The sequence below is a fragment of the Nocardia sp. NPDC056000 genome, from assembly GCF_042269265.1.
In the GTDB taxonomy this organism is placed as follows: Bacteria; Actinomycetota; Actinomycetes; order Mycobacteriales; family Mycobacteriaceae; genus Nocardia.
The window spans coordinates 51,835-64,377 of the sequence record NZ_JBHJXS010000016.1; the positions used below are offsets into that span (position 1 = coordinate 51,835).

At 66.9% G+C, this 12,543-nt stretch carries 10 protein-coding genes; 4 read left to right on the forward strand and 6 right to left on the reverse strand.

The window, feature by feature from the left end:
- Positions 1-2: 2 nt before the first annotated feature.
- On the forward strand, positions 3-1,193 hold the full coding sequence (locus tag ACFC4D_RS38505) for a hypothetical protein (RefSeq protein WP_364638842.1): 1,191 nt from the start codon (positions 3-5) through the stop codon (positions 1,191-1,193).
- Positions 1,190-3,403: a hypothetical protein gene (locus tag ACFC4D_RS38510; protein ID WP_376070895.1), complete on the forward strand. Its 2,214-nt coding sequence runs from the start codon at positions 1,190-1,192 to the stop codon at positions 3,401-3,403. The genes ACFC4D_RS38505 and ACFC4D_RS38510 overlap by 4 nt, the downstream gene beginning before the upstream one ends.
- A gap of 87 nt (positions 3,404-3,490) precedes the next feature.
- Here the strand turns inward: ACFC4D_RS38510 and ACFC4D_RS38515 are convergent, their stop codons facing one another.
- The 3 genes from ACFC4D_RS38515 to ACFC4D_RS38525 form a co-directional block, all read right to left on the reverse strand.
- Positions 3,491-4,423 carry a ubiquinol-cytochrome c reductase iron-sulfur subunit gene (locus tag ACFC4D_RS38515; protein ID WP_376070898.1) on the reverse strand — a complete coding sequence of 311 codons (933 nt, stop codon included), beginning with the start codon at positions 4,421-4,423 and terminating at the stop codon, positions 3,491-3,493.
- Between the two features lie 120 nt (positions 4,424-4,543).
- Entirely contained in the window at positions 4,544-6,046 is a 1,503-nt protein-coding gene (locus tag ACFC4D_RS38520) for a condensation domain-containing protein (protein ID WP_376070900.1), read from the reverse strand.
- Between the two features lie 237 nt (positions 6,047-6,283).
- The gene (locus ACFC4D_RS38525; protein WP_375968573.1) at positions 6,284-7,459 is read right to left on the reverse strand and encodes a cytochrome P450; all 1,176 of its coding nucleotides are present in this window, start codon (positions 7,457-7,459) and stop codon (positions 6,284-6,286) included.
- A 34-nt stretch (positions 7,460-7,493) separates the two neighbouring features.
- Here ACFC4D_RS38525 and ACFC4D_RS38530 point away from each other — a divergent pair, with 34 nt between their 5' ends.
- Positions 7,494-8,306 (forward strand): SAM-dependent methyltransferase, encoded by an 813-nt coding sequence (locus ACFC4D_RS38530; RefSeq protein WP_375968574.1) that lies wholly within the window; start codon positions 7,494-7,496, stop codon positions 8,304-8,306.
- 19 nt (positions 8,307-8,325) lie between these two features.
- Here ACFC4D_RS38530 and ACFC4D_RS38535 read toward each other — a convergent pair whose 3' ends face one another.
- The 3 genes from ACFC4D_RS38535 to ACFC4D_RS38545 all read right to left on the reverse strand — a co-directional run bounded on the left by ACFC4D_RS38535 (position 8,326) and on the right by ACFC4D_RS38545 (position 10,956).
- A complete protein-coding gene (locus tag ACFC4D_RS38535) occupies positions 8,326-8,763 on the reverse strand; it encodes a hypothetical protein (RefSeq protein WP_375968575.1) in 438 nt (145 codons plus the stop codon).
- Positions 8,760-9,590 carry a hypothetical protein gene (locus ACFC4D_RS38540; protein ID WP_376070902.1) on the reverse strand — a complete coding sequence of 277 codons (831 nt, stop codon included), beginning with the start codon at positions 9,588-9,590 and terminating at the stop codon, positions 8,760-8,762. Before ACFC4D_RS38540 ends, ACFC4D_RS38535 begins: the two co-directional genes overlap by 4 nt.
- A gap of 289 nt (positions 9,591-9,879) precedes the next feature.
- Positions 9,880-10,956: a polyprenyl synthetase family protein gene (locus tag ACFC4D_RS38545; RefSeq protein WP_376070905.1), complete on the reverse strand. Its 1,077-nt coding sequence runs from the start codon at positions 10,954-10,956 to the stop codon at positions 9,880-9,882.
- 358 nt (positions 10,957-11,314) lie between these two features.
- Here ACFC4D_RS38545 and ACFC4D_RS38550 point away from each other — a divergent pair, with 358 nt between their 5' ends.
- Positions 11,315-12,523 (forward strand): UDP-N-acetylglucosamine--N-acetylmuramyl-(pentapeptide) pyrophosphoryl-undecaprenol N-acetylglucosamine transferase, encoded by a 1,209-nt coding sequence (locus tag ACFC4D_RS38550; protein WP_364638868.1) that lies wholly within the window; start codon positions 11,315-11,317, stop codon positions 12,521-12,523.
- Positions 12,524-12,543: the final 20 nt, after the last annotated feature.

A 12,543-nucleotide genomic window follows, 5' to 3' on the forward strand; every position in this document is an offset into this window, starting at 1 on the left:
CGGTGAGAACCGTCTGCCTGAACTGCCTCACCGAATTCCGCTACGACCGGGAGCGCAACCGCTGGTACACCGTCATCCGCCAGCGCAACGGCGGCTATGCCAAACAGATCGAAACCTACTTCGACAAGCTGAATCTGCGCTGCCCCAAGGGTTGTGAACTCGATCCGGTCACCCTCGATCACCCCACCAAGGTGATCGGCTTCGTCGGTGAGTCGGCCTCGTCCAAGAGCCATCTGATCGTATCCATGATCCATTCGATGATGAACGATCCGCACCTGGCCGGGCGCTTCTCCTTCATCGTCTCCCCCAAATCCGCGAGCCTGTGGACCGCCCTGGAAGCCCGCCTGCTCGATCGCCGCGCCCTGGACGCCACCGGACCGCGCCGCATGGCCATGGACCAGACCCAGCGCACCGACGGCATCGCCATGAACGCGCAGCGGCAATCCCAGGGCCACACCTGGGCCGGGCTGGAACAGCGCAGACCCATTCTGGTGACGGCGTATTCGGTGCACACCGCGAGCGCGGTGAATCTGGCGTTCGTGGATGTGGCCGGGGAGGACATCGCCGACGGCGCGGTCGCCGCGCGGGTGAGCCCGCATCTGGCGGTCGCCGATTTCCTCTGGTTCGTGGTGCCGTCCACGCTGAACAAGCAATACTTGGCCCTCATGCGCGAACAGGCCGATCCCGATGATCAGGAGAGCCTGAGCAATATCGTCGAACATTCGCAGACCGTGGGGCGCACCACGCTCATGATCGATCAGATCGCCAAACTGTGGCGCGCGGCGAACAGCTATCCGATCCAGTTGCCCATCGAACCGCCGCGATTGCACGTATCGACCATTGTCGCCAAGACCGATCTGCTCTCGCTACTGGATCTGCCGGAGGCCAATATCGTTGCCCCGCCCGCGAATTGGGCGGACAGCCCGGTCAGCACCAATGGTTCGGGCAATGCCTACGATCCGCCGCGCATCCGGGAGCGCTGCGAGATCACCCGCAATATGGTGCGGCAGCTGTTCCCGGCGGTGGATTCCGCACTGTCCATTCACTTTCCGTGGAATATGTACTTCCCGGTATCGGCGGTGGGCTGCGGTAAGCGCGGCAACGGCACGTATCCGGTCTTCAAACCGTACGGCGCGGCCGATCCGGTGGTGTACATGCTGGAGATGATCGAGGAGCTGCGGGCCTACCGATGACTGGATTTCCACAGCTGGTGTGTGGCTGGGCGCTGGTTAATCTCGAATCCTCCGGCGCCGGAGTGGGTGTGGTGGCGCGGTCCGGGAATTGGCCCGCGGCACTGGGTTTCACGGTGCGCGAACTGGGATCACTGGCGACCCTGCCCGAGGGCGGTGAGCCGGTGGGGTTCGCGCTGGAGTTCACCGTGACCAGGGGGATCGCCGTCGCCGGACTGAAGACGCCGTCCCAGGTGCGGCCGGGCACCTGCGTCACGCATTTGATCGCAGGCAATCGCGAGCAGCTCGACGGGGCGATGGCGCTGCGGCTCTTCGGATCCGGTGCGTTCCTGCACACCCTCACCGAGTCCGTCTCACCGACCGACAGCTGGCCGGAGGCCGCGGCCGACACGGGGAGCGGGCTCGCCGGGGCGGTCGAGAGCGCCCTCGGGCAGTCCTGGCTGCCGGTGCTCGTGGGCGCGGTGCTCGCCCACCTCGACGGCCGGGGGCCGACCCTCGCACTCCGGGTCGAGGATGCGGGCGATGCGGTGCGGATGCTGTCCGCGCTGTACGGGGTGCTGCCACGGAACACGCTGCGGGAGTTGACATTCACCACCGGTGCCGCGCTCATGGCGGAGTTGCCGAGTATCACCGCGGTGATCGGCCGTACCGCTCCCCCGCCGCCGGATCGGCGGATCGTCGACGCCGACAGCGGTATCGACAATATCGCCGACACCTATCAACGGCTGGGTCGCGATATCGTCGAGCATCGACGGGCCGGGCTCGCGGTACCCGCGATGCTGGTGTCGGTCAACGATATTCGGCAGTGGTGCTATCAACAGCAATTGCGCGCCCTGGAACCCGCGTTGCTCGATGACGCGCAAATGGTGCAGGTGCTCACCGATCCGACCCTGAGCCCGGACTGGTTCACCGATGCCGGCGTGGCGCGGCGCGCGATTCATCTCGCACTCGACAACACCGATGTCACAACGGCTTTGGCGAATCTTCCGGTGCGGAATCAGGTGCGCGAGGTCTTCGAGCAGACGCTCATCGATCGGGTCATGTCCGAGACCCGCGATCGCGGGCACGCCACCCGGGTCGCCCGGCAGCTCGGCTTCGACCTCAGTGAAGTCGTGGCGGCGGCGGCCTTCCGGCGGCTGGACACCGGAACGCTCAGCGCGAGCGATGCCAAAACCGTCTGGCCGCAACTCGAACGGGACTGGACCACCGGCGATACCGAACAGCGCGCCCTGGTCATCGAACGGCTGCAACGACATCGGGCGCTACGCGAGTTCACCGTCGGCGCGAAGGACCGCTATCTGGTGTACGAGACGGTGCGCGCCGAGATCGGCGATCCGGCGGTGCACACCGGTAGCAGTCAATTGCTGCGCACCGCCATGTACAGCCAGCTCGCGATCGTCGCGCAGCTCATGGTGAATATCTCCTGTACCAGCCGGGATCGCTATGTGCTGGAGCAGATCATGGCGTGTGCGCCGCCGGACCGGCTGCCCGGACTCATCGCCGAATGCACCCGGTACCCGGCGGTGGACGCCTTCGAACTCATGAAGGCGGTCACCATCGTTCGCGCCGAACCGGCCGAATTGGTGGACGCGCTGAAACCGGCGTGGAGCGCACTGCGCCGCGTCATCGGCCTGCCGCAGGCGCTGGAGGATCTGGCGGTGCTCGATGCGCAGGCGGCACAGCCGCAGGCTCAGGCCGGGCGGAATCGGTTGCGGCCGAATCTCTTCGGGCGCAGCGGCAAAGGGCGCGGCGACTGGACCCGGGCGGAGGTCTCGGCGCTGATCCGGGCGGCGATCGACGACCCGCTGCTGATCGCCGAACACCGGGAAATGCTCAGCGCGGCAATAGAAACCGATAACGAGTTCGTCGCCCGCCGCATGTCCGAACACTCGGACGCCACCGGCGCACCCGCACTGCTGAAGCAGATCCTCATCGTCGCCGGACACGACCGGGTGCCCGCACTGCTCACCCTGTGCGCACAACAGCACGACCTGGAGCCGCACGCCCTGTTCCGCGCCATCTGCGATCTGGATCTGGACTCCGCCGCCCTGGCCGAACTCCTCGACGGCGGCTGGCCGCACCTGCGCACCCGCCTGGACCTGCCGCACCGCATAGCCAACCTCATCGTGCTGGACGCGACGGCCACACTACCCGCCCGCCTGAAACCGCTCTCCGCCCCGAAGAAGCAGCGCCGCAACAGTTTCTGGCGCTGAGATGAGAGACGGGTGTGGATCCCGACCAAAGGCACGCCGGGATGACGGGGGTCCTCACCTCGAACCTGATGGGTCGGCGAGGGATGTTCAGCAGCCGAGGCAGCCTGGCGGGAGCACCTCGCACCACCAGGGTTTGGGTGGCGGGATGGGGTCGTCGGGGCTGCCCGCGCCCGAAACCAGCCACTCCCCTTGCACATTCACTTCGCGGGGGTCCAGGGCTCGGGTGGCGGGGCCCGCCGCGACGGAACCGTCGAGGTTGAATTTGCTGCCGTGGCAGGGGCAGTTGACGGTGCCGCCGGAGATGTCGTTCACGGCGCAGCCGAGGTGGGTGCAGATCACCGAGAGGCCGATGAAGGTGCCCGGGTTCGGCTGTGTCACAACGGTATTGCCGATGATCACGCCGGAGCCGACGGGGATGTCGGAGGTTCGGGCGAGGGCGTTGTCCGGTGCACCGGGGTCGGTGATGACCGGGGCGGCCTCCGGGATCGGGGCCTGCTCTTCGGAAGCGGGTGCGACCGGCACGGCCGGAGCGGGACCGGCGATGAGCTGACCGTCCCGCACACTCACCTTGCGGGCGACCAGCGGCCTGGTCGCCGGACCCGCCACTACTGAGCCGTCCAGGGCGAAACGGCTGCCGTGGCACGGACAATTGATCGTTCCGCCGGAGAGCGAGTTCACCGCGCACCCCTGATGGGTGCAGACGGTGGAGAAGGCCAGAAAGGTTCCGGCGCTGGGCTGGGTGACGACGGTATCGCCGAGAATTGCACCCGATCCGACCGGAATATCCGACACCCGGGCGAGCACGGTGCCGTCGATCGGCGCGGGACCCGGTGCCGGGGGCGGTGGTTCGGTGCTCGGCGGCACGGTGGTGGATGGCGGCGCACCGGAGGTCGTGGTCGGCGGGGACGACATCGAACTCGCGGGCGCGGAACTCCGCTGCCCGCCGGTGCACGCGGCCGCGAACACCAGCACGCTCGCCCCCGCCACAATTTCCCGGCGTCTGATCGGATCTGTGGTCATGTCGACCTCGGTTCACTCGGCACGCTTCGCTCGTTCCACGAGGCGACACCGGGATCGGTTCAGTCGAGCACGATCTGACCTTCAGTCGCGAACAGCCTGAAGTTCAGTCGTGCACAGCCCTCAACAGCCCGGGGCCGGGCGGTTCCGGACCCGGCGCGCACGTCGCCGTGGCGCGCCGACCAGCAGTGGAGCGATCGGCCCGGTGTACCCGCTGGCGATCAATTCGACCGTGGCGAGGAACTTTTCGGCGAAGCGCTCGGCGGTCTCCGGATCGAACCGGGCCATCGGATACAGGAACGGCCCGTCGATTCCGACCGGTGCGCCGGTGTGGTCGTAATGCTCGGTGAGCCCGAATTCCAGATCGTGTTTGGCGCGCACCACCCCGGTCGGCACCGCGGTTACCGACAGTCCGCCCGGAATCGATTCCCCGGGCGGGGCGGCGTCATCGCGTTGCAGGATGAGCGTGGCCTGGAAGAGCGGATGATTCGGATCCTGCGGCAGGCAGCGCAGCAGTCGCGGATTGGAGGTGTCCGGATTCGCGAAGGCGGCCAGGGCGACTCGGCGTACCTGGTCGAGCAGTTCGGTCATATCGGCGGCGCGGTCCAGGCGCACCCGCATGAGCACATCGTCCGCGAGATTGCCGACGATGTCGGCGAGCAGCGGATCATCGCGGCCGGAGACCGCGGTCGCCACCGTGACATCGGGCGATTTCGCGAAGGCCGACACCGCGACCGCGAAGGCGGTCTGCAGCATCATGAAAACGCTCGAACCGCTCTGCCGGGCGCGGTGCAGCAGCATGCGGTGGATATCGGCGTCCAAGCGCACCCGCAGCAGCGCGCCCGCGGCGTCCCGATATCCGGAACCGGCTCTGTCATAGGGCAATTCGAGCGGGATGGGCCGTCCGACCAGATTGTTCGCCCAGTACCGCAGCTGAGTGCTGGCCCGGCTGGACGGATCGTCGTACGCGCCCAGGTATTCGTGCTTCCACAGCGTGTAGTCGATGTAGTCGACCGGCAGCGGCGGCCACGCGGGAGCCTGTCTGCTCGCGCGCGCCAGGTAGGCGGTGACCAGATCCCGCATGAGCGGACCCATGGATTGACCGTCCAGGGAGATGTGGTGCACCACCAGCGCCAGCACCACATCCCGCGCCCCGAGCCGGAACACCCGGGCCCGGATCGGCACCTCGGTGCCGAGGTCGAAGGCGCGGCCGCTGAATTCGGCGATGCGCTCGGTGAGTTCGCCCGCGAAACTGTCCACCACGCGCACATCGATCCGCGCCACATCGGCGTCCATGACCACCTGCACGGGTCCGTCTGCGGTCGCCGGATAGCAGGTGCGCAGCGGAGCGTGCCGCCGCATGACGTCATCGATGGCGGCCAGCAGTGCGGGGATATTTACCGCCTGACCACGAATCCGAAACGCGCGAGCAACATTCCAGTCAGCGGAGTATCCGGCCGCCGCGGCATGCCACATGCGTTCCTGCGCGGGTGCGAGCGGAATCCTGGGTGTGCGCGGCATGCGCCGCAGCATCGGCGACTCGGTCACGATGCGCAGGAATTCGGCAGTGTCAGCAGGCTTTTTCCGCTCCACCGGCCGGGTCCAGGCAGCAACGGGTACCGCCATCGTCGCCGTCCTCTCAGCTGCCAGCCGATCCGAAATCACCGCCGCCCAAAGATCCGGCAGCGCTGCTGGACGACAGTGCGGAGAACGTTAGCAAAGCTATGGCAATTTGGGGGACCCAGAAAAGAGACACAGACCACTGCGTCCGAGAGGTTTACGCAAGCCCCGGAAAACTTGGGCTCGGCCCAATGGTCGGACCATCGTGCGCTGAGCCCGGGAGTCCGGGCTCAGCGGATGACGTCAGCGACGGGTGACCGTGGTGGGGATGCTGGCGAAGCCGCGGTTGTTCGAGGAGTGGATGCGGCGCAGGCCGTCCGGATCGATGTCGTAGTCGGAGACCGCGGCGGCGATCTCGGACAGCGCGGTGCGCAATTCCAGCAGCGCGAGATTGGAGCCGAGGCAATGGTGCCGGCCGCTGCCGAACACCAGCGAGGAGGTGGTGTCGCGGTCCAGATAGAAGGCGTCCGGATCGGAGAAGACCTCCGGATCGCGATTGGCCGCACCGGTGAGCAGCAGTACCCGGCCGCCCGCCGGAATGGTGACACCGTGCAGCTCGATGTCCGCGGTGGCGGTGCGCAGATTGGTCTGGGTGGACGGATCCCAGCGCATGGACTCGTCGATCCAGTCCTCGATGCGGCCGTCCAGGGCGAGGCGGCGCTGATCCGGGTGCAGCCAGCCCGCATGCCAGGTATTGCCGAAGGTCAGCATGGCGGTTTCGATGCCCGCGCCCACCAGCAGAATCAGTACGCCGACAATCTCTTCCGGGGTGAGGCGGTCATCGCCGTCGGCGGCGTCGAGCAGTCCGGAGAGCAGATCGTCCTGACGCTCCTTGCTCCGCTCGATGGTGAGTTCGGTGTAGTACCCGACCAGTGCGCCGATGGCCTGCACGGCCTCGGGCCGCAGATCGGTGGACTCCTCATCGGTGTACATGATCTCCATGCCGAGCTTGCGGATCATCTCCCGATCCGCCTGCGGCACCCCGACCAGTTCGGAGATCACATCGGTCGGGAACGGCCCGGCGAAATCGGTCATCAGATCGAAGCTGCCGCGTTCGAGCAGCGGATCGAGCACGTTGCGCGCGATCTCGCGTAGTCGCGGCGCGAGCCCCTGCACCCGATGCGCGGTGAACGCGCGCGCCACCAGCCCGCGCAGCCGGGTGTGCTTGGGCGGATCCATCGCGACGAAGGAGAAGAAATGTTCGGCCTGCGGACCCCAGAAGGCGGGCTCCATCCGGATGCCGTTCACACTGGAGAAGCGTTCGGAATCGCGCAGTGCGGCCAACACGTCGGCATGCCGGGACAGCGCCCAGAAGTCGTCGGTGTCGTTCCGGTAGACGGGAGCCTCGGTACGCAACCTGGCATAGTGGGGGTACGGATCGGCGTGAACTTCGAAGTCGTATGGGCTGTAGCGCGACATGATCAAACACTAATCGAATTGGATTGGGAGCGTTGTGAACTCGGAATCGGCAGCGGAGCGGATCGACACCACCAAACCGCACCCGGCTCGTCGCTACGACTACTGGCTGGGCGGTAAGGACAATTTCCCCGCCGACCGGGAGTCCGCGGACGCCGTCGCCGAGGCCTTCCCCACGGTCCGGCTGGCCGCGGTGGAGAACCGCAACTTCCTGCGCCGGGTGACCCGATACCTGGCCGCGGAGGCCGGGATTCGCCAGTTCCTCGATATCGGCGCGGGCCTGCCCACCGCGGGCAATGTGCACGAGATCGCGCAGGGCATCGCACCAGAATCACGCATCGTCTACGTGGACAACGATCCGATCGTGCTGGTGCACGCGCGCACCCTGCTGAACTCCGCGCCCGAGGGCCGGACCGCGTACCTTGATGCCGATCTGAACGATCCCGAACGCATCCTGAACCATCCGGATCTGCTCGCCACCCTGGATATGAAGCAGCCGGTGGCGCTCATGCTGGTCGCCATCATGCACTTCTTCACCGACGACCGGCATCCGTACGAATTGGTGCGCACGCTCTGCGACGCACTGCCGCCGGGCAGTCACCTGGTGATGTCGCATGCCACCAACGACTTTCTGGAGCCGGAGGATCTGGCGGCCACCACCGAGGCCAACAAGCGCAGCGGCGTGCCCTTCCGACTGCGCTCCAGCGCCGAGTTCGCGAAGTTCTTCAGCGGATACGAGATGGTGGCGCCGGGTATCACCGCCGTCATGGAGTGGCGGCCTGACGAGTATCGGGCGCAGCCGCGCGCGGAGGCCGTATCGATGCTCGGCGGCGTCGCGCAAATCTCGTAAATCGCGACAAAGCGACCGATTACAGCCTGCCGGTTTCCTTCAGCACCCGGCGGGCCTGCGCGAATAGCATGCCGACATTCACCGTTTTACGGCAGACCACCACGATAACCACGTCATCGCGGCTCTCGGTGCGAATGAACAGGTGTGTGAGGTTATCGCTGTTGACCAGAATCTCCTGGAAATAGTGCCGCTCCAGGCGAATTCCGCGCCGCTCCTTCCAAATATCCTCGATCATCACCACATTGCGCCCCTGGAACAGATCCAGGGTGGCGGCGGCGAGCAGATCGAGCACTTCCTGCGGATGATTGTCGACGGTCTCCACCGCCAGCAGCATTCCGGTGGTCATATCGATGGCGCCGGCGGCCAGGCATTCCGGAACTTCCGAGCGCAGCACTTTGACCATAATTCCGATGCGGTCCGAGAGGCTGCCCGGTCCGGTCGCGTTCGTGGTACTCATTGCGTCCTTTCTGTTTTCCGCGCGGTGGCGGTCCGTTGATAGGCACGGGTGGCCGGTTGCGGCGGGCGCGGCGGCAGCGTGTCATTGATGCCGCTGGCGCCGCGGCGGCGGCGCGGCAGCAGTGATCTGGCCCCGCCGCGCGCGGGTTCGGTCATCGGCAGCTGCACGCGTTCCAGCGGTGCGATACCGAGCAGATCGGCGTCGAGCATGCGCACCACGTCGACGGTCACCGCGTACAGGCTGCGGCTGAGCTGCATGGCGATATCGCGGCAACTGTGCCGGCCGTTCACCCAGAGCAGGATCTCCTGCCACTGCGCGGCGCTGCCGTGGCCGTCCTCGTGGCCGGCGAGCAGTTCACGGCCGGTATCGGTGAGCACCAGGTGATTTCGATGCGGGGAGACGCGGCCGTGCGCGAGGGCGGCCAGCCGCCGCTCGGTCTCGAACAGCAACCAGGCGGTGTCGATGCCGGGCAGTTCGCCCGACTCCGCGGGCGCGTCCTGCCAGCCGCATCCCGACACCCAGCCCGCGGTGATGGCGAATATCCCGTCCAGGGCCGCCATCTGGGCGACCAGGCGCACATCGGCCGCACCGGTGCTGACGCGCCCGGGCCGCGCGAGCAACTGCCGCACCCCGGGCGCGCCGGGCGATTCCACCGTAATGATCTGTCCGGCACGGAAATACAGATCACCGCCGGGTTCACCGGTGACTCGCAATATTCCGGTGTGCGCGATGGCCGCCGCATTCTCCGATTCGCCGACCAATTCGCGGGCGGACTCCCGGCCGAGCACCGTCAGGCGACCGGACTCGGCGAGAGGACCCGTGGTCATGCTCGAACTCCTGGAAATGGTCGTGCACGAATAGCGAAAAACACACGCCTGGTATGTATTTCGGCGCGCTTTCGGTAGCTCGAGTGCGCCGCGTGCTCGATATCCTGACAGCCCAGCAGTTTTGGAGCAACGGAATGCGGGGAATTAGGGACCAAAGTCCCATGGTCAGCTCGTCAAGCCGGGTATGCGCGGGGGTTGCCGGGGCAATAGTTTGCTGAAATGACCTGTCCAGCAACAAATACCGGCCGGTCGAATTCGACCGGCCGGTATTTGTGAACGGTATCAATGATCAGTGATCGCGCTCCACCACGCAATCGGCCAATTCCATCAGATCCCGCGCACCCCGAAATCCCGCGATACACGATTTCGCCGCCCGCACCCGGCGGATGGACTCGGCCTGCGCCCAGCGTCTGCCACCGGCGCGGGTGATCAGATCCGCGGCGCGCAGGGCCGCCGCGGCGTCCAGCGGTTCGCCCGAGCGGTACATCTCGGCGAACTCCCGCCCGGCCGCGGTACCGGACTCCAACGCCACCACGACCGGCAGACTGCGCTTATGCCGCATCAGATCATTGCCGACCGGTTTTCCGGTGCGCACCGGATCGCCCCAAATACCGATCAGATCGTCCACCAGCTGGAAGGCGATGCCCAGTTCCCGCCCGAAGTGGTCCATCGCCTCCACGACGTCCGGGCGCGCATCGGCGCACAGTGCGCCCATGGCACAGGCGCAGCCGATCAGCGCACCCGTCTTGTACTGGAGTGTTTCCAGGCATTCATCAAGGGTCACTTCATCTTTCGACTCCGCCGCACAGTCCCGCTGCTGGCCCAGGCAGAGTTCGATGACCGCCTGTTCGAGTCGCGCTATTCCGGACAGTCCGGCGATCGGCGCACCGGCGAGGGTCCAGATGGCCAGGCCGTGCATGGCGTCACCGGCGAGCACCGCATCGTCGATGCCCCAGACCCGCCAGGCGGTGGGGCGGCCGCGCCGGAGCTCATCACCGTCCATCACATCGTCGTGCAGTAGCGTGAAGTTGTGCACCAATTCCACTGCGGCAGCGGCATGTACGGCCTTTTCGGGTGATCTGTCCGAGTCCCCGCGCCCGCTCGCGGCGCGCGCGGCGGCGAGCACCAGCGCGGGCCGCAGGCCCTTACCGCCGGATTCGCCGAGGGTCGGCACCCCGGCGGCGTCCCACCAGCCCAGGTGGTAGCCCGCGACCAGCCGGAGTTCGGCGGGCAGGGTGTCCACCGCGGCGCGCAGCAGTGGTCTGGTCAATTGCTGGGCGCGCGAAAGGATTCGGTTCGCGTCACCGCCTTCCACCCAGGGCATTCCATTGCCGTAAGCGGGATCTGCCGCTGCCGAGGAACTCATGGCCACCTCCATTGACGCTGGGACTCGTAGTCGCCGAGTCGATCTCGTGGAATTCGAACCGGGGATTACCGGCCCGTGGTCGGCGTGCAGGCGATGGAGGGGCGGCGCTGCGGGCGCGGGGGTTGACGGCGAGCGCGGCGGGACAGCGTCCAGGGCTCCATCGTCAGGCCCCTCTCGCTGGGCGAAGTGCGAATTCGCTGGGCAGATTGAGAAACGAACTTGCGTCAGAACCTTTACCGCTACAACGTGATCCGAGTCACAGATCATGGTAAAGGCCCATTGGCCGTTAGCCAACACTTCGCAATCACCGCCGACCGACCGGTACCGTACGTCCGACTCATCTTCAGGAGGCTCAGCCATGACCGGATCCGCACTCGACCGCGCCGAAATCCTGCGACGCGTAGCCGCACGGGGCCGCATTCGCGTGGTCGTGGCCGGTGGCGGCACGGGCGGGCACACCTACCCTGCGGTATCGGCCGTGCGCGCGCTGCGCGATCTGACGGCCGAGGCGGGTGCTACCGCAGAGGTGTTGTGGGTCGGCGTGCCGAACAGCTTGGAACAGCGTGTCTCGGATGAAAACGACATTTCGTTCACGGGCATCAAGGCCGGAAAACTGCGGCGCGATCGCAATCCGCTGAAGATGCTGAACGCGGCCAATGCCAAGGACGCATTGCGGGTTCCGCTCAGCGTGCTCACCGCACAGGCGGTGGTGCGGCGCTTCCGGCCGGACGCGGTGCTGTGCACGGGCGGATACGTCTGCGCTCCCATCGGACTCGCCGCGGCACTGCGGCGGCGGCCCCTGGTGATCCACGAGCAGACCACCGGCATCGGCAAGGCCAACCAGCTACTCGCCCGCGCCGCCGACCGGATCGCGCTCAGCTCCGCGGCGTCGGTGGAACGGCTGCCCGCCAAGGTGCGCGGTCGCGCGGTGGTGACCGGCAATCCGATTCGGCCCGCGCTGACCACCGGCGACGCGAAAGCCGCTGCGCCGGCGCTGAATTGGACCGGATACTCCCCCGAACTGCCCACCGTGTACGTCACCGGCGGCGCGCAGGGCGCGGTGCAGATCAACGATCTGATCGATGAACTGCTGCCCGAACTGCTCACCATCGCCAATGTGATCCACCAGTGCGGCAAGCTCTCCTACGATCGGGTGCGCGAGCGCGCGGCCGCACTCCCGGCCGACCTGCGCGAGCGCTACCTGGTGCGCGAATTCCTCGGCCCCGAACTCCCCGATGTGCTCGCCCTCGCCGATGTGGTCGTATCCCGTTCCGGCGCAGGCACACTGGCCGAGCTCACCACCCTCGGCAAGCCCTCGGTGCTGATCCCCTACCCGCATTCGGTGGGTGGCGAACAGATCCGCAATGCCCAGATCCTCGCCGACCACAATGCCGCCCGGGCGCTGTCCGGCGCGGACGCCACCGCCGCCAACCTGCGCACCGCCCTGTTCGAACTGCTCACCGAACCCGATTCGCGCACAGCGGTTTCCGCCGCCGCCCGCGCCCAGGGCCATCCGGACGCCGCCGAACAGCTCGCCCTCAACGTCCTGGACCTGGCCACCCGCTGAGCCTTCGTAACCGAAGCGGC